Genomic DNA, 18428 nt, shown 5'->3' on the forward strand with positions numbered 1-18428 from the left:
TGAGTTTGCTGATAATTGCCGCCATGATGGTGTGTGGTGAGATGCAGAGGCGACCAAATCAGCAGAACGGAATCTCTTCATAAGTACTGGAAACTGGTTCTAAAGTTGTGTGGGGCTAAATAGTCATCCTTCACAAATTGGAGTGGCAAATTCAAGAACTTACAAGGAAATCCTTGATTAGTAGTAGATACCTGCAAAATAGCTATTTTCAGCTAGATGGTAGATAACAAGTAACATACTCGCTAAAACTTAGATTACTATAATTTTCAAAAAAAGTTACCAGAAATATATAAACTTCATCATAAATCACTAAAGTAAACATGAAAACTAATTGATATCATCTTCCAGAAAATTGTTATAAATATTTATTTGTTTAGATGTCCGGGAAAGCTGAAAATGTATAGTAAAAGATAATTATATGTCTGCTTATTGAATTACACTTATAAAAAACTGAATCATTTTACCCGAAAAATCACAAAATATAAATACAAAATTGTACGCATAAGCCTAGCGTGTCGTAAACATCACATTCATTAACCCATAAGATATATGTAGCGAAAAGACGCAAAAAAATTCTTTGCGTCTTTAGCGTGAGATTTATAAGTGGACATTCTTACCGTTATAACTTCTCCATCTACTTAAAATTGCTCCCGCCAGCACCAGCTTAAAAGTGTACCACCAGCTACCAGCTTCACTACTTCCAGTAGCCAATAACTACCGTGTAGTAAATTCATTGTCGATGGAATAGCAGCAGCAGCTTCAAATAGGTTGAGTTGAACTCCTATAGCGCACATCTGCGGAGTTAAGAAATAAGTATCAAGGACAGTGATAGTTAGCAGCAGCACAGATAAAACAATACTGCCAATACTCCAGTGATATCGGGTTTTGCTCAGAGCTAGTGCCCCAGTCAGGACTACAGCAGCTGATAGTAATTCCATCCGATTGAAGTTCCAAAAAATCGTATAGCCTGCTGTCGTAAAACCAGCTTGGCTCATCATCCCCGAAAGATAAAGGCTAGGCATAATTACCCAATCTAAAACTAGACTAGCACTGAGCCAAAAGCCCAAGGTCAATACGATCGCAGTTTGCCAAATTGGACGTTTTAATTCAAGGTTAGAAATAGCAGTCATAAAATAATTGCGTGTGTTGTATTTCTTTAGTTTCTAACTTCACCAGCAATTTGACAACTAATTTCAACTAACCTTTACAAAGTGATCGCTCCTACATTTTGAAGTCAATACCAAGATTTTTTAAACTAAGTTAAGAAATTTTAAGATTTTATAAAAATTAATTTAAATAGATTTTGTCTGCTTAAGAATACTCAATTTTTCTATCGAAATTAACTTGTCAAGCAATATCGGATGTTAAAGCAGACACTTCAGTTATTTTGTACCTCTTCTACTTGAAAACTGCTGGATGAAAATTCTTATTTGATTAGCTTCATATTGGCTGATGGAGTAATCTAGAATATTCATCCATGAATTATCTCTGGCCCGACGATAATCCTACCATCACCAACAATAGTATTTTGGAACAAGGCATTGTTAATGTAACCGAAATCACAAAGGTAAGACCCTTTGAGATTGGCATTTTCAAATCTGGCGCCAATTATGTCAGCATCAGTCACATTAGCACCCTCTAAATTAGTACCAATGAACCTAGCCAAACTCAATCTGGCATAACTGAGATTAGCCCCACTTAAATTAGCATCACTCAAATTAGCTGCCAATAGATTAGCTTGACTCAGGTTAGCCTCGCTCAGGTTAGCTCCACTCAAGTCAGCCTCTTCCAAATTAATCCCACTAAAGTTTCTCTCTCCAGCAGCATAACGCTTGAGCAACTCTTTAGCATCCATAACTAAGCTAGATTATGCACATTTAAGATAGTAAATTTTATCATAACTTAAAAAAATTAAGACACAAATAACTTGAATATTTTTTTCTGTATGAAATAATCTAAACTTGTTGCTTTTGTTTTATTAACCTTATCTTAATTCTAGACCCTTGTAAATCAAGTGTTTGACATTTAACCTCTTAACCAGACTATCAATTAAGTTAAAAATAATACTTTTTTCGCCCAAAAAATACTGAAATATGTTTAGTAAATATCTGGGCTGATTATTATTTAAATTAATTTTTCAATAAATTTTGCCTGTTATAAATATTCAACTTTTTATATTGTAAAGTAACTAAGCAATCGCACTCACAGATTCCCCGCTTTGGCAGCTATCAGCTATTTAGCACAACAGTAATATTGTCAGTTGTCAACGCAGATATGATATGAAAACAACCTGTGTTCCATGATGTCTTAAACTACGCCATTTGCGATCGCATATCGTAGCAATATTTTGCTAACTATGTGAATTAGACATCTCCGGCAATGAGATATTGGCCCTGACAGCACAAGGCTTTGATATTCTTTTTCGGAGATGTCTATTAGTGTACTATTGAGTTCATCCGGTAAATCGCGATCTTTTACCTGTGAATCTGCCTGCAAAAGTGAAACATTGTATGTAAATGCATCTAGAACCGACAAAAGCGAAGGATTTCGGGCAACGTAACCTAACGCATAATTAAATTCACCAGATGTCTGTTATATCAAGTCTGCTTAATTACTTATGATTACCGCATCTATGCAAAAATCTTAAAAGCCTCTTTCCCCAGCAAGAACTGGGATCTAAATGATAAATCTTTAGTCGGACACGATATTAGATATAGCTGCTGCATAAAATATATTTTTGTATAACGTATCTATCTTGAGACATATTTTTTTGTAAATATTTGCTTATCTAGTACACTTCGCATGGTGGATTGACTTAAAGAGATTTACAGATGTTATGATTTGTGTTGTACTTTTCAGTTACCAAGTAGTAAATTATTTGCTGTTGAAGCTGAAAAGGCTTACTTTAGGACTAAGAAGGCAATTCAAGCAAACTTAGAAACCTTTAATACACACAAGCATTCATTAAAAAAGTTAAACTTTTGTTACAAGGAACTCAGGTACATTTAAATTCTGAATTGTCAGGAGTTGCTGAGGTAAGTATGTTGATTACTGAGCAGTAAATTAACCTACTAAAAGAAGTATTTTACTGATATTTTGAATAGAATGCAGTGAGTCATCTTTGCTTTTAGCCATTTTATGGTTTGAGACTAATGCAAAAAAACAGCGAGATGAGGATTAATCATTTCTGTAATATCAAATGTCAGCCCAGAGATAGACAATGATAAACAATATGAGTAGTTTACTAAGAGATGAGTTTTGCAAAGTCTAACAATCGGCAAGTTGCTAGAGACAAATTATAGTGGAGTTAATAAAAATTCAGGTAAATTTCTAAAAGTCCATTGTTATTCTGAAGCAAACAGGATGTAGCGAGTTTAGTAATTTAAGGTTTGAGACTAATGCTAATAAACAGCCAACTAACGATTAATCAGGGTTCTAATCTCAAATTTAAGCTTGGAGAGCAACGGTACAATCAGTTGTCTAGGCTAGATTTTTTGCGGAATCGTACAGTTGGAAAGCCACTATATTTAAATGTAGTGGAATAAATCTGAATTCAGATGAATTTCCCAAATTTAAAGTCAACAATTCACAGAAGCAGGCAAGTATTATACCAATATATTGCTAGTGGGGTTAGTTGACCTGTTTGAGGTTATGCCGAATTAAAGGTTAACCCATCTACACAATTTACTCATCAAATGAATGGTGTTGTTTAAAAACATTACCAGTCAGTAATAAACGTTAGCTTTTTATTGAAAGCTAATTTTGTGCTGTCTTTTATCTGAAAGGGTAAAGAGCATGGTTGCTTGCTGGCATACATTAGGGTAAATCGCAATTATTACCGAAATCTCACAACTTTTTAATTGGAATCAGGTCAATACACATGAATAAAGTTCAAGCATCATTTGAAGCTACAGAAGCTGCGTTTTACGTGCAAGGTTACGAAAAAATCGATTTTAGTCTTGTCTATGTGAACGGTGCATTTGATATTCAAAACAGAGAAATCGCAGATAGCTATGCAAAATTTGGTCGCTGTCTGACTGTAATTGATGCCAATGTCCATGAACTTTATGGCGATCAGATCAAGTCATATTTTAGACACTATGACATTGAACTGACGCTATTTCCAATCATTATTACAGAGCCAGCTAAAACCCTGGCAACTTTTGAAAAAATTATTGACGCTTTTTCGGACTTTGGTTTAGTTCGTAAGGAACCAGTCTTAGTCGTCGGCGGTGGTCTAATTACTGATGTGGCTGGGTTTGCTTGCGCTTCTTACCGTCGCAAGAGTAACTACATTCGCATTCCTACTACGTTGATTGGTTTAATTGATGCAGGTGTAGCAATTAAGGTTGCAGTTAATCATCGTAAGGAAAAAAATCGCTTGGGAGCATATCATGCACCTTTGAAAGTAATCTTAGATTTCTCATTCTTGAAAACCTTGCCAACCGCTCAAGTTCGCAATGGGATGGCAGAGTTAGTGAAAATTGCGGTAGTTTCTAACTCGGAAGTCTTTGAACTGCTATATAAATATGGCGAAGAACTGCTTTCCACTCACTTTGGATATGTGAATGCAACACCAGAAATTAAAGAGATTGCCCATAAAGTCAACTACGAGGGAATAAAAACCATGTTGGAGTTAGAGACTCCTAACTTGCATGAATTAGACCTTGATCGCGTCATTGCCTACGGTCACACTTGGAGTCCTACCCTAGAATTAGCACCTCAAATACCCCTATATCACGGTCATGCGGTCAATATAGATATGGCTTTGTCTGCAACCATTGCAGCACGACGGGGTTATATTTCAACAGGAGAGCGCGATCGCATCCTAGACTTGATGAATCGTATCGGTTTAGCACTCGATCATCCTCTATTGGATGGGGATTTGCTCTGGTATGCTACCCGCTCTATAAGCTTGACACGAGATGGCAAACAACGCGCAGCCATGCCTCGTCCAATTGGTGAGTGCTTCTTTGTCAACGATTTGACTCGTGAAGAACTTGATACTGCCTTAGCTGAACACAAACGTCTTTGTGCTAAATACCCTCGTGGCGGAGAAGGGGTTGACGCATACATTGAAAGTCAAGAAGCTAAGTTAGTAGGGGTCTGAAAATATGACCAGTATTGTAGGACGAGAAACAGCTAGACCGATAACGCCACATAGCATCTTAGTAGCCCAGCTACAGCAAACTCTCAAATTGGCACAAGAGAATAACATTTCTGTAGAAATATTAGATTCTTTAGAGCAGGGTGTTCAATTAGCGGCGGGTTTAGATCCCTACTTAGATGATTACACTACCCCCGAATCAAGCGCATTGACAGCATTGGCGCAAAAAACTAGCAAAGAAGACTGGAGCAAACGCTTCAGCGATGGGGAAACAGTGCGTCAACTAGAGCAGGAAATGCTCTCAGGACATTTGGAAGGACAGACATTGAAAATGTTTGTTCATATCACCAAAGCCAAGCGCATTTTAGAAGTAGGAATGTTCACAGGGTATTCAGCCTTAGCAATGGCAGAAGCATTACCAAGTGATGGGCAACTTATCGGTTGCGAAGTAGATCCTTATGTTGCTCAATTTGCTCAAGCTTGCTTTAGTAAGTCTCCCCACGGCAACAAAATCGTTGTAGAAGTAGCACCTGCCCTAGAGACACTCTACAAGCTGGCTGCCAGAAAAGAAGTATTCGATCTGATCTTCATTGATGCAGATAAAAAAGAATATGTAGAGTACTTCCAAACGATTTTGGATAGTAACTTACTGACTCCCGACGGTTTAATTTGTGTGGATAACACTTTGTTACAAGGACAAGTTTACCTACCACCCGAACAACGCACCGCCAACGGTGAAGCGATCGCTCAGTTCAACCACGTTGTCGCTGCCGATCCTCGTGTCGAACAAGTTCTGTTACCCATCCGAGATGGTATAACTCTAATTAGACGCGTCGTGTAATAAAGTTTGTAGAGACGTTGCAATGTAACGTCTCTACACTAAACACAAAGGAAAGACTTATGGGACAATCAATTTCTTTATCTCTGCCTCAATCCCCAACGTCATCAACGGGTGTTAGAGTAAAAGTAATAGCTTTATTCAAGACTCTCGGTACTCTGACATTATTACTAATAGCCTTGCCGTTCAATGCTTTGATAGTGTTGATATCTTTGTTGTGGGGCATTGTGCGTTCGCCGTTTACGAAAAATGTCGTAGCTGCTCATCCTCAGACGATCTTGGTGAGTGGAGCCAAGATGACTAAAGCATTGCAACTTGCCCGCTCTTTCCATGCCGCAGGGCACAGAGTTATTTTGATTGAAGGTCACAAATACTGGTTGTCTGGTCATAGATTTTCAAAAACGGTGAGTCGTTTTTATACAGTTCCGGCTCCGCAATCAGACCCAGAAGGCTATATCCAGGCGCTAGTAGAAATCGTTAAAAAGGAAAAGGTTGACGTTTTTGTACCTGTATCCAGTCCTGTATCTAGCTACTATGAATCTTTAGCAAAGGCTGCATTATCAGAATACTGCGAAGTTTTCCACTTTGATCCAGATATAACCAAAATGTTGGATGATAAATTTGCCTTTACCGATCGGGCGCGATCGCTTGGTTTATCTGTGCCCAAATCTTTTCAAATCACAGATCCTCAACAAGTTATCAATTTCGATTTTAGTCAAGAAACTCGCAAATATATCCTTAAAAGTATTAATTACGACTCCGTTCGCCGCTTAAATTTAACCAAACTTCCCTGCGACACTCCAGAAGAGACAGCAGCCTTTGTCAATAGTTTACCCATCAGTCCAGAAAGACCTTGGATTATGCAAGAGTTTATTCCTGGTAAGGAATTATGCACACATAGTACAGTGCGGGATGGGGAATTAAGATTGCATTGCTGTTCAGACTCATCTGCTTTTCAAATCAACTATGAAAACGTCGAAAATCCCCAAATCCGTGAATGGGTGCAACACTTCGTCAAGAGTTTGGCACTGACTGGGCAAGCTTCTTTAGACTTTATCCAAGCCGAAGACGGTACAGTTTACGCCATAGAATGCAATCCCCGTACCCATTCGGCAATTACAATGTTCTACAATCACCCCGGTGTTGCAGACGCCTATCTTGGTAAAACTCCTCTAGCTGCACCTCTGGAACCCCTAGCAAGTAGCAAGCCCACTTACTTCACATATCACGAAATCTGGCGACTAACTGGTATCCGTTCCTGGAAACAATTGCAAACATCAGTTAATACTTTAATGCGGGGAACTGATGCCGTTTACAGTCTTGATGACCCCATACCATTTTTGACTTTGCATCATTGGCAGATTCCTTTACTTTTGTTGAAAAATCTCCAACAACTCAAAGGATGGGTAAAAATAGACTTCAACATTGGCAAACTAGTGGAATTAGGTGGCGATTAAAGTAACGCTCTCCTAAGAAACAAGGCAGTCCCGATGAAACAAGTTTCACTAGCCTTGCCATGAAAATGCAATCTGGAACACCTATATAGGTACTCATCTAAGAAACATTTTCAAGTCAGGAGACAGGAGGCAGAAGGGAAGAGGATTTGACTTGTTTCTTGAAAGAGGGATAATTCATAATTCTTAATTAAACACTTTTAGATACAGAACTGTTATATGTAGCCTTTACTAATCACAGAGATACATCATAACCCTCTCTTCGCTTGTGGGGAGCGGGTTGGGGGTCGAGAACCGCTATATAAATTCTAACAATACATAAGGAAGATGAATCATGCCAATACTTCGTATCCTTCATTTAGTTGGATCTGCACACAATAATTTTTACTGTGATTTGTCACGCCTTTACGCCCAAGACTGTCTAGCAGCAACAGCAGATCGATCGCACTATAACTTTCAGATTGCATACATCACACCCGATCGCCACTGGCGATTTCCTTCTTCCCTCAACCCTGAAGATATTGCTGACACCAAACCGATGACTCTGGCTGATGCCATACAGTTTCTAACAGCACAAAACATTGACATAATGTTACCACAAATGTTTTGTATCCCTGGAATGACTGAATACCGCGCTTTATTCGACTTGCTGAAGATCCCTTACATCGGCAATACTCCAGATATCATGGCAATAACAGCGCACAAAGCCAGAACCAAAGCAATTGTCGAAGCAGCAGGGGTGAAAGTGCCTCGTGGAGAACTGCTTCGTCAAGGAGATACGCCGACAATTACACCTCCAGCGATCGTCAAACCCGTAAGTTCCGATAACTCTTTAGGGATGGCCTTAGTCAAAGAGGCTACTGACTATAACGCTGCTTTGAAGCAAGCATTTGAATATTCAGATGAGGTGATTGTAGAAGAATTTATTGAACTCGGTCGAGAAGTCAGATGCGGCATCATTGTCAAAGATGGTGAGCTAGTGGGTTTACCCCTTGAAGAGTATCTGTTAAACCCCCACGAAAAACCCATCCGCAAACATGCTGATAAACTCCAACAAACAGACGATGGCAACTTGGGATTCGCTGCTAAAGATAATAAGAAGTCTTGGATTGTAAACCCGAACGACCCGATGACCCAGAAAGTTCAGCAAGTGGCTAAGAAGTGTCATCAGGCTTTGGGTTGTCGCCACTACAGTTTGTTTGACTTCCGCATCGACCCAGAGGGAGAACCTTGGTTCTTAGAAGCCGGTTTATATTGTTCTTTTGCCCCCAAAAGTGTGATTTCTTCTATGGCTAAAGCAGTGGGAATCCCTCTAAATGAGTTATTAATCATGGCTATTAATGAAACGTTAGGCAGTAATCAAAAAGCGTTGCAAAATTGATAGTCAATTTCTTGGTATAGGTTTTTCTGCTTATAATGTGTAGGTGAGCGATCGCTAATTAAGAGTCGGTTAAGGCAGCGATCGCTTGTTTACAAGAAGCTTCTCTACGAGGGCTTACTCATTTCCTCAAAGAGGGATAAGTAACGATGTGCTTGCAGATTGATCGCAAATTCTTGTTCTGCTTTTTCACGAGCGCGATCGCAAAGTTTTTGATGCCGCTCTTTGTTCTCTATTACCCAAATAATACCATTTGCTAAGTCATCACAACTAAAACATTGCGCTCGATATCCATTTTTTTGATGTTCAACTAAATCTTTAAGTCCCGTTGAATCAAAAGAAACCACAGGTGTACCACAGGACAGGGATTCACAAGCAGTCAGTCCAAAAACTTCTTCAATTGATGGCACAATCATCACATCCGCAGATGAATAGAGAAGCGCTAGTTTATTCTCATCATCAACTTTGCCTAAGTAGTGTACCTTAAAACCTAAATCAACTGAATCTTCAGGTTGAGATGAACCAAAAACAATCAGTTCAATTTTATCTTTCCACTCAGACTGGCTCAATTTTTGCAACGCTGATTGCAATAGATGAAATCCTTTTCTAGGATTGCTAGTTGCGTTGAGTGCTCCAAATAAAATTAGTTGCTTATTTTGTGGGAGATTCAGTAAGTTTCTGGCTATTTGACGCTCAGTTGGTTTATAGATGTTAAGATTTAACCCGTGAGGAATAACTCTGATGTCACTATTTGAAAATAGTGAACTGGATCTAGCACATTCAGCAAGCCAATTACTAGGACTGACAATAGTAAGCTTGAGATTTTGCCAGGCTTTAGTTTTACGCTGCCAAACCCAGCGAGATAAATCCCAGCTATGCTTACTACCGAGTTGAGGGCAATTTCCACAAGATTTTGTATAGCGATCGCACCCTAGAGAATAGCAGCATCCACCTGTAAATGCCCACGTATCATGAAATGTCCAAACAATAGGCTTATTGAATTTAGCCAGTGCTTCAATTGGTATAAATCCTTCACATATCCAATTCAGGTTAATGATATCTGGTTCAAGTCTAGCAATTTGCGACGCAACTGTATTAGGGAGCCATTGCAGCCGGAAAAATGTAAAGTTACGTTGCCTATTTCTATAAAGTTTTAGTGGTAAATCATTTAGAATCGGACGAGCTTTCCATATTATTTGAGCTACTTTATTGGGATAACTTACCACAGTAGAGTCAGCTATTCTTTTATCTTGAACTAACATTTGAGAATCAATTTCTAATCTCAGTAGTTCCTGATGTAGCCGATAAGCTGCACGAGCAGCTCCTGCTCCTCCTTTGGGATCGTAAGTGTTAACCAATAGAGGCTTAATCATTGTTGATTTAAATATTTATTCAATAACAGAAAACTGAAAGCTACATAAGACAAGCGGTAGACAGTTAAATACTAGTACAAATCATTTTCCAATTTGATCAAATTATTGATTTACACCAATTAGCGATGCAGTTCAACTCTCGGAAAAATATCGCAGTCTATCGGCTCACCAGGTTTTTTAGCTTTGAATGAATTAAATTCTGGTAAATCAATTTCCTCAACAGGTCTAAAAGGCCATGCTTTCGGACGGTTATAGTAAGTAACATCATCGCCAGTCCAATTGGTGACTACTGCACGTCGTTGTGTGGAAGATATGTTAGTTACTGAATGATGAATTGTCAGAAAATGATGAACCAAGCAATCTCCAGGCTCCATATCCCAAGACAAAATTTCGTGAGGCTCTGGCTCTACAAACCAGGAGGGGTTTGATCCTTCACGTAACTCTTTACCCCATTGATGAGAGGCTTTAATATACTCTAATCGACCATTTACTTGGTTGACACTATCTAAAGCCAGCCAAATTTTACAACACTGCCAGCCTTGTATAGGCCAGTAAGGTAGGTCGTTATGCCACCCTACACGGCTGTTTGTTTTCGGTTTTTTAACAAAGAAACCGTCAGTCAAAAAGTTCAGTTTTTCTGATTTCAAGACTTGAGCGGCGAGCGTTGCTAGCGGAGATTCAAAAGCCAAAGCACGGAAATCAGCATCAATGAGCCATAAGCTACTGGTATGTTCCACATGACCTTCCGGTCTGGGGATGCCCTTAACTTCTAAAGGGCCAGGGATTAATACATTCTTGTCAACGGCTGTTCGTATCCGTTCTACCCAAATGTCATCCAAAACATTTTTGACGCAGATAACACCGTCTCGCTCGAAAGCTTCAACTTGTTGGATGGTGATTTTTGATATATCTACCTTGAGCATCGTAACTTTTCAAATTTTGAAATTTAACTAATTTGGGTCAGATAAGCTAATAGGCATTCAAATTGCATATTGAAACCAAAATTATGACCAGATTGCCAACTAAATGTATATTAGCTTGTTACAACTTTATCCAAAATTAAGAACTTGGTTTTCTCGATTGGGCAAAAAACTTCTCGACTTCACTGATAACTCTGTGAAATCGAAACAGTAAAACTACTGTTCCACAAATGTTCAGCTTCAGCTTGAGCATTGTCCAAAAATTGATAAAGTTGAGTTTATGTAACAACAGATTTCTAGAACCTGCTTCACTAACATTAACTTTGTTGTTATGTCACTAATCTTTTTCACTATAGAGTAGATATGTAAGTTAACAATTCTTCCTATAGGTGTATAAATCTTCAGTTTGAGTGCAACATTCTTTATTCACATCCATAACAAACAAATTCACCCTAACTACCCAAATCTTTTTTAACAATGAGTGGCACAAGTGATGCTAATCGTAATACACCAGATACAATGAATACTTCCGCTATACCAAAAGACTCAGCAAATTGAGCGATGAAGCCACCGATAGTTGCTCCTAAAGCACCACTCGCCCCAGCAACAGCTGCTGCTGTTGCAAAATAGATAGACTGATTTTTTACTGGTGCAATCTCTATCTGGAGATTGTTGTTACACAAGTCAACTCCTCCCCAATTAGCTCCAATAAAAATGTGTAACAGCGGCAACCATAACCAGAGATCGAGAGGACTAGAACCCATCCTCAGCCACAGCCAGGGTACGACGGCAATTAAAATTCCATTAGAAATTAAAATCGGACGATTGCCTATTTTATCTGCTAATTTACCCCAGACGATCAGCATCAGCATGTGTGCCCCTGCTCGCAGGCTATTGTAGAAAGTTACCCAACTTATATCTAGGTTCAAGGTATCTAGCAAGTAGAGGTTAAAAAATGGGGCACTCAGGTTAACAGCAAACGTCCATGAGCCGAAATAAAGTAGAAAAACCAAAAAATTAGAGTTTTTCCAAATGCTGCTATCTATCTGGTTTTGAGGAGTTGGCATTTGCGGCAGAGAGATTGGTTCAGATATCTCACTAGGTTCATTTGGTGCCGAGTCTAACTGAATCTCACTGGTTTGAGATGAGTTACCATAATAAGTATTTTGTAATTGAGGATTTATATCTACCTGAAAATACTGACACCCCAAGCTGACAATTCCAAAGATAATGCCTAAGAGCAAAATCACCCCGTAACCTTGGATAGGTCCCCCGTACCAATGTGATACAGCTAAACCGACTATTGGCAAACCGACCAACTCGGTTAAGTTGGCAAGGCTATTGCGTAGCCCGAAATATCTACCTCGTAATTGCCGTGGGACTAACATTGCCATCCAACTCAACCAAGATGCGGCTCCTAGTCCTCCTAAAAAATGGCTACATACGAGAATCAAAAGCGACAATATCACTAATTGGTTGGAATTCAGCCCTCCCCAATTAAAGCTAACAATGCCAATTACTAAAATCAGCCATAGTAGCCGACCAATCCCATAAGTGCTAAGGGAATACTGAAAGCGGCTAGTGCTGCGTTCAGACAAATAAGCACCCATCGGCTGAAAGAGATTCACTAACATGGGGATAGAACTCACCATGCCAAATACCACTGGACTGGCATCCAACTCCACCAAGAAATTACCTAGCAAAATCCCGCCAGTACCAATAGAGAAAACTGCTGCGAAAACACCATCGACAGTGGAAGCCTTCAAACTGGTGCGAATAGCATCTTTAGAAATACGAGGGCTGAGTGTTGATGTAGTAGGAGAGAGTGTTGTTGATGGTGAGGCAATCTGAGCAATTTCTAGAGAAACAGGCGCACCTGTTTCAATTTGAGAAGAATCCATAAATGTAGTATTTAAGAAAATAATTAGGATTTACGCATTATACAAATGTACTATACTAACTTTAGGCTTTTAAGCTGTGTCTAATATCATGTCCGGTTAAAGACTTATCATTAAGAACGCAGTTCTTGCTGGAGGTAGGGAGCAGGGGGAGAAAAAGTTTTCAGATTTTTGCACAGATGCAAGAATCATAACTAATCAGCCGGACATGATATAACACCCAAAAGAGTAAATATACAACTAAATTAAGAGTTACAGTCAGCATTTGAAATGTATACATTGACTAAATGGCACTAAGAAAAGCTGAAACGCTTGTGGTCTAAGCAGTTTGCTTTCATATTTCATAATTCGTACGGGGTTTGGTCATCAAGAGGTAAATTTTTGGGCGACGTTAGCGGACTCTGTCGCATTTATTTCTACTGACAGAGTACTGTTACGCGAGCTTTTTTGACTTTACAAACATTCTCTCAGAGAAATGTCCCCAAAATCAGAATTTGTTTTTCAAAGATATGAGAATAAGCTGATGTGTAGATACTCTTACGCAAAGACACGGAGATGGTATTTGAATGATGATTAGCTGACTACAAAATTTTATTAATTAATCACCTATTAGATATTTATAGAAATTAATTATTATCTATAAACCTTGTAGAGACGTAGCAGTGCTATATCCTTTATATTCTCTTTGCATTCATTGGCGTTTAAAAAAGCTATGAATTTATGCAAAACTGTACTTAGTGTTCAGAAAAGGATGAAACTTTTGCCTGAAAGTGACTCAGCACTCCTGAACTGATCGCTCTTTGACAAATGGTTCACCCGATTGGGTGAATGCGATCGCAGCATCCAGAATTACTCTGAAATAAGAGCCATTTTTTTGTTGTTAGCGATCGCGCGCTGACATCTAAAAACTTTTACAATGGCTATGATTACCTTGAATATTATGCCAATTGCTTATATATCAAAGGGTCTAAGAGTGGATGAAATTATAAAATCACCGCATAAACCAGATTTTCCACCAGAGAAAATCACTCTGTTGGAAACAATTGCTGCCAATTTACCGGGAATGATTTTCCAAATTCTGCAACGGCAGGATGGTTCTGTATTTATCCCTTATATTAGTTCTGGTTGTAAATATTTGTATGAATTAGAACCAGAAGCTGTACAGGCAGACTTTCAGGTGTTATGCAAACTGATTTATCCACAGGATATAAAAGCTTTTACAGAATCTATAGCTGTTTGTCGCAATACTCTTACACCTTGGCATTGGGAAAGTCGGATTGTTACGCCTAGTGGCAAACTTAAATGGATTCAAGGTACTTTGCAACCCGAATTACAAGCAGCAGGTGATTTTCTTTGGCATGGCTTGGTTATGGATATTACAGACCGAAAACAAGCCCAAGAAAAATTGCAAGAAAGTGAGGCACGGTATAAAGCAATTTTGGATGCTATCCCCGATTTGATGTTTCGCATCAGTCGCGATGGCGAGTATCTAGATTTGAAAAACGAGGACGCAAATATCACTCTATCGAGAGAAGAAATAGTTGGAAAAAACTTGCAAGAGTTGTTGCCGAGTGATGTTGTAGCCATTAGCCAAGTAGCGATCGCTAAAACTTTAGATTCTGGAATTTTGCAAACTTGTGAATATCAACTACCAACATATTTGGGAATCAGAGATTATGAGGCGCGGTTGGTAGTTAGTGGCGCAGATGAGGTACTAGCAATTGTCCGAGATATCACAGATCGCAAACAAGGAGAAGTCGCCTTACAAAATCTTGCTCAAAAATTTGCGAAAGCTTTTAGTTGCAGCCCCGATTCAATTACGATTAGCACGCTGCAAGATGGACGCTTTATCGAAGTTAACGACAGTTTTGTGAATCTTTCAGGTTATGGGCGAGATGAAGCAATTGGTAAAACTTCTTTTGAGTTAAATCTTTGGGTAGACGATCGCGATCGCTTAAACTTAGTGCAAGAGCTGCAAAGCACGGGAGTCGCTCGTAACTTGGAAATTGAATTTCGGCAAAAATCTGGTGAGATAATTACAAGCCTGCTTTCAGCCGAAGTCATTGATTTGGATGGTACTCCTGCCATTTTAGCAGTGCATCACGACATTACAGAACGCAAACAGGTAGAAGCACAATTACGCCTTTGTGCCCAACGCGATCGCTTGTTGGCAGAAACCTTAGTGCGAATTCGGTCTTCGCTTAACTTAGAGGAAATTCTTCAAACCACCGTGACAGAAGTTAGGCAATTTCTCCAAGCAGATCGGGTTTTTATTGGTTTAAATAATGCCAATTTAGGAGTCAGAACTCTTGCTGAATCAGTAGATCCCAAATATCCATCAGTCTCAGGCTGGTCTACTAGTGATGAAGCTTATTTACAAGAATTACGAAATTTACTAAAAGATAATCTTGTGCGTGTCGTTGAAGACGTAACGCAAATATCACTATCTCCTAAAGTAAAAGCGCACTTTCAAAAATTCCAAACCAGGGCGACTTTAACCGTACCAATTATGCTAGGTAATGAATTATTTGGTGCGTTAATTGCCAATCAATGCTCAGGGCCGCGTGATTGGCAGCCAATAGAAATTGATTTGTTACAGCAGATGTCACAACAGGTAGCGATCGCGATTCAACAAAGCCAGATTTACCAAAAACTAGCAGAACTCAACACTAATTTAGAATACCAAGTCCAAGAACGGACAGCACAGTTGCAGCAGAAAATGCAAGAAGTTGAAAATTTGCATCGTGTCAAAGATGTAGTTTTGCACACAGTTGCCCACGATTTACGAACTTCGGTGATGGGTAACTTGATGGTATTAAAGAATTTGTTAAATCAGGGGCAGGGGAGCAGGGGAGCAGGGGAGCAGGGGAGCAGGGAGCAGGAGTACAAGGGGACAAAGGGACAAGGAGGACAAGGAGGACAAGGGGATAATGAAAATAACCTTGCCCAACGCCCAATCCCCAATGCCCATTACCCCTTATCCTCAGAGGAGGCCCCACCTTCCCCAATTCTTATATCTCGCTCAATCATAGAGCGGATGATTCAAGGCAACGATCGCCAGTTGGCAATGATTAACTCATTGCTAGAAATCAATTCCGCAGAAAAAGAGGGTCTAGTAATTAAACCCGAACCTGTGCAATTTAGCAATCTACTAAAAGAAATATTCGCCTCTTTAGAGCCTATACTGACACAAAACCAAGCGACTCAGAAGAACTTGGTTCCCGCCGATTTACCGTTAGTAATGGCGGATAGGACTTGCTTGCAGAAAGTTTTGGCACATTTGATCGCACATAACTTGCACAATAATCCGCCAGGATTAAATTTTACTCTGAGTGCCACCGTTGAGGGGGAAATGATTCGTACTCAGATTCAAGATGACGGTGTGGGAATGAGTAAAGTAGAATGCGATCGCCTCTTCGATCTCCATGTCCGCGATCCTCAAGATTGCTGCTCTACAAGTATTGGCTTAAAAATGTATCTTTGTCGAAAAGTTATTAAGGCGCATGGCGGCGAAATCGGAGTTATAAGTAACCGCAAGCGTGGATTAACTTTCTGGTTTACACTACCTCTGTTCACTTCATCCGCAACAAATCGCCCATAAATCACCAAAAAATGAGAGGGTGTTATTTATGGCAATGTTAAGTAAAGGAAACACCCTCAAAGTATGGGCAAAGTTGCTCGGATGCTAATGGCTACTCCATTTACAACAGTGCAAAGCTGGTGGAGAAAAACCTTTTGTGTACCAACAACAGATGAAATCACCACTCTTTATAGAGCTTGGCGTAATCGTTTCTTGTGGCAGAGATTACGTTTATGGTTATGGCTAGCGTTGATTTGTCTATTGTCTTTTACTTTGCGAGACTTTTACGGCTTGTTTTTTCCTTTTGCAGAGTTGCAGCAACTACCAGAAGAACTTAGAACTCAACGCCTGGTAATTGATGTTGCAATGCTTGCAAGTATAATTATTTGCTTTGCCTTACATAAAACTAAGTTAGGTCGTCATCGTCCAGATTTATTATTTTTAGGGTCTTCTTGGTCAATTAGTTTAGCATCACAGTTGTTTGCAACTCTTACTGGTTTCGCGCTACCCGATACCATTGGTTGGTCGCTGTTGTTCTTGAGCCAAGCTGTGTTGATGCCCGTCTGCTGGATTCTTCACTTGCTGACTCAAGTGAGTGTGCTGATTTACTACTTTAGCGTGAATACAGCACTTGGGCTAAAAACATCAATCCCCGATCACCCAGGAATATATAATGTAACGTTCATTTTATACATTTTCTGGTTTTGTACTATATGTGACATCGGTGTTTATCTGTACGATCGCCTGCAACGTTCGGAATTTTTCGCTCGTCAAGAACTGGAATCTGCCTACCAAAAACTCAAGGTTGCCGAAGCTAAATATCGCAGCATTTTTGAAAACGCCGTTGAAGGGATTTTTCAAAGCAGTCCTGATGGACATTACATTACGGCAAATCCTGCTTTAGCGAGGATTTATGGCTACTCCTTAGCACAGGAAGTGACAGCAAATTTCACTGATATTGAACAATTGTACGTTGATCCGAACCGCCGGGCAGAATTTGTGCGTCTGATGGAAAAGTATGGCAGCGTTTCCGAGTTCGAGTCCCAAATTTATCGTCAAGATGGGAGTATTGTCTGGATTTCAGAAAAAGCCTACGCAGTCCGTGATGAACATCTTAAACTGCTTTACTACGAAGGTTTGATTGAAGACATTACCCAGCGCAAGCAAACTGAAGAAGAACTACGAGTGTTTTTCCATGCAGTTTCCCACGATTTACGCAACCCAGTACTAGGTACTTTAATGGTGCTGAAGAATTTGCTTGCCCGTTCAGAGGAAAATATTGCGATTTCCCGCTCAATTTTAGAGCGGATGATTCAAAGTAGCGATCGCCAACTTAATTTAATTAATTCGTTGATGGAAGCTCATCTCAGCGAGGTGCAAGGTATCGTTTTGCAACTTCAAGCCGTACAATTACTGACAGTTGTCGAAGCTGCGATCGCTGATTTAGGGCCATTACTAGCACAAAATCAAGCCAAACTGACAAATTTGGTATCCGCAGATTTGCCATTAGTAAATGCTGATCCCACACAACTATGGCGAGTTTTTTCTAACTTAATCGTCAACGCTCTCAAACATAATCCCCCGGAATTGCTTTTAACAATCAATGCTACCCGTAAGGATGAGATGATTTATTGTACTGTTAGTGATGATGGCGTAGGAATTAGTCAACAACAAAGCGATCGGCTTTTTGACCTTTACTTTCGGGGTACAAGTATCGGCAATTCTGTAAGTTTGGGATTAGGATTGTATCTGTGTAAGCAAATCATCCATGCTCACGGCGGCGAAATCGGTGTAAACAGTGAATTGGATGCAGGGACAACATTTTGGTTTACATTGCCTATTAGCTGACTATAGCAGTCCTAAATCATTTGTGAAATATT

12 protein-coding genes are annotated in these 18428 nt (G+C 39.6%); 6 read left to right on the forward strand and 6 right to left on the reverse strand.

The window, feature by feature from the left end; all coding sequences use genetic code 11:
* Positions 1-638: 638 nt before the first annotated feature.
* The 3 genes from V7K56_RS08330 to V7K56_RS08340 form a co-directional block, all read right to left on the reverse strand.
* Positions 639-1130, reverse strand: coding sequence for a hypothetical protein (locus tag V7K56_RS08330; protein WP_334909389.1), 492 nt, complete (start codon positions 1128-1130; stop codon positions 639-641).
* Positions 1131-1471: 341 nt separating this feature from the next.
* Positions 1472-1855 (reverse strand): pentapeptide repeat-containing protein, encoded by a 384-nt coding sequence (locus tag V7K56_RS08335; RefSeq protein WP_334909391.1) that lies wholly within the window; start codon positions 1853-1855, stop codon positions 1472-1474.
* Between the two features lie 452 nt (positions 1856-2307).
* The gene (locus tag V7K56_RS08340) at positions 2308-2535 is read right to left on the reverse strand and encodes a hypothetical protein (protein WP_334909393.1); all 228 of its coding nucleotides are present in this window, start codon (positions 2533-2535) and stop codon (positions 2308-2310) included.
* A gap of 1345 nt (positions 2536-3880) precedes the next feature.
* Here V7K56_RS08340 and V7K56_RS08345 point away from each other — a divergent pair.
* The 4 genes from V7K56_RS08345 (at position 3881) to V7K56_RS08360 (ending at position 8780) form a co-directional block, all read left to right on the forward strand.
* Positions 3881-5110 carry a sedoheptulose 7-phosphate cyclase gene (locus V7K56_RS08345; RefSeq protein ID WP_334909395.1) on the forward strand — a complete coding sequence of 410 codons (1230 nt, stop codon included), beginning with the start codon at positions 3881-3883 and terminating at the stop codon, positions 5108-5110.
* A 4-nt stretch (positions 5111-5114) separates the two neighbouring features.
* A complete protein-coding gene (locus tag V7K56_RS08350) occupies positions 5115-5948 on the forward strand; it encodes an O-methyltransferase (RefSeq protein ID WP_334909397.1) in 834 nt (277 codons plus the stop codon).
* 59 nt (positions 5949-6007) lie between these two features.
* Positions 6008-7402: an ATP-grasp domain-containing protein gene (locus tag V7K56_RS08355; protein ID WP_334909398.1), complete on the forward strand. Its 1395-nt coding sequence runs from the start codon at positions 6008-6010 to the stop codon at positions 7400-7402.
* Positions 7403-7733: 331 nt separating this feature from the next.
* The gene (locus tag V7K56_RS08360) at positions 7734-8780 is read left to right on the forward strand and encodes a D-alanine--D-alanine ligase family protein (RefSeq protein WP_334909400.1); all 1047 of its coding nucleotides are present in this window, start codon (positions 7734-7736) and stop codon (positions 8778-8780) included.
* Positions 8781-8884: 104 nt separating this feature from the next.
* Here V7K56_RS08360 and V7K56_RS08365 read toward each other — a convergent pair whose 3' ends face one another.
* The 3 genes from V7K56_RS08365 to V7K56_RS08375 form a co-directional block, all read right to left on the reverse strand.
* Positions 8885-10150 carry a glycosyltransferase family 4 protein gene (locus V7K56_RS08365; RefSeq protein ID WP_334909402.1) on the reverse strand — a complete coding sequence of 422 codons (1266 nt, stop codon included), beginning with the start codon at positions 10148-10150 and terminating at the stop codon, positions 8885-8887.
* A gap of 119 nt (positions 10151-10269) precedes the next feature.
* Entirely contained in the window at positions 10270-11073 is an 804-nt protein-coding gene (locus V7K56_RS08370) for a phytanoyl-CoA dioxygenase family protein (RefSeq protein ID WP_334909404.1), read from the reverse strand.
* Between the two features lie 449 nt (positions 11074-11522).
* A complete protein-coding gene (locus tag V7K56_RS08375) occupies positions 11523-12971 on the reverse strand; it encodes an MFS transporter (protein ID WP_334909406.1) in 1449 nt (482 codons plus the stop codon).
* A gap of 913 nt (positions 12972-13884) precedes the next feature.
* Between V7K56_RS08375 and V7K56_RS08380 the strand changes: the two genes are divergently transcribed.
* Together V7K56_RS08380 and V7K56_RS08385 are read left to right on the forward strand one after the other, a co-directional pair.
* Positions 13885-16569 (forward strand): sensor histidine kinase, encoded by a 2685-nt coding sequence (locus V7K56_RS08380; protein ID WP_334909408.1) that lies wholly within the window; start codon positions 13885-13887, stop codon positions 16567-16569.
* Between the two features lie 63 nt (positions 16570-16632).
* Complete coding sequence (locus V7K56_RS08385; protein ID WP_334909410.1) at positions 16633-18396, forward strand: PAS domain-containing sensor histidine kinase; 1764 nt, start codon at positions 16633-16635, stop codon at positions 18394-18396.
* Positions 18397-18428: the final 32 nt, after the last annotated feature.

The organism is Nostoc sp., from assembly GCF_036917535.1.
Taxonomy (GTDB): Bacteria; Cyanobacteriota; Cyanobacteriia; order Cyanobacteriales; family Nostocaceae; genus Nostoc.

Coding starts and splice junctions, on each gene's coding strand:
- V7K56_RS08335 (WP_334909391.1), bottom strand. CDS start 1,855: ATGGATGCTAAAGAGTTGCTCAAGCGTTATGCTGCTGGAGAGAGAAAC.
- V7K56_RS08350 (WP_334909397.1), top strand. CDS start 5,115: ATGACCAGTATTGTAGGACGAGAAACAGCTAGACCGATAACGCCACAT.
- V7K56_RS08330 (WP_334909389.1), bottom strand. CDS start 1,130: ATGACTGCTATTTCTAACCTTGAATTAAAACGTCCAATTTGGCAAACT.
- V7K56_RS08345 (WP_334909395.1), top strand. CDS start 3,881: ATGAATAAAGTTCAAGCATCATTTGAAGCTACAGAAGCTGCGTTTTAC.
- V7K56_RS08365 (WP_334909402.1), bottom strand. CDS start 10,150: ATGATTAAGCCTCTATTGGTTAACACTTACGATCCCAAAGGAGGAGCA.
- V7K56_RS08385 (WP_334909410.1), top strand. CDS start 16,633: ATGGGCAAAGTTGCTCGGATGCTAATGGCTACTCCATTTACAACAGTG.
- V7K56_RS08380 (WP_334909408.1), top strand. CDS start 13,885: ATGGCTATGATTACCTTGAATATTATGCCAATTGCTTATATATCAAAG.
- V7K56_RS08360 (WP_334909400.1), top strand. CDS start 7,734: ATGCCAATACTTCGTATCCTTCATTTAGTTGGATCTGCACACAATAAT.
- V7K56_RS08375 (WP_334909406.1), bottom strand. CDS start 12,971: ATGGATTCTTCTCAAATTGAAACAGGTGCGCCTGTTTCTCTAGAAATT.
- V7K56_RS08370 (WP_334909404.1), bottom strand. CDS start 11,073: ATGCTCAAGGTAGATATATCAAAAATCACCATCCAACAAGTTGAAGCT.
- V7K56_RS08355 (WP_334909398.1), top strand. CDS start 6,008: ATGGGACAATCAATTTCTTTATCTCTGCCTCAATCCCCAACGTCATCA.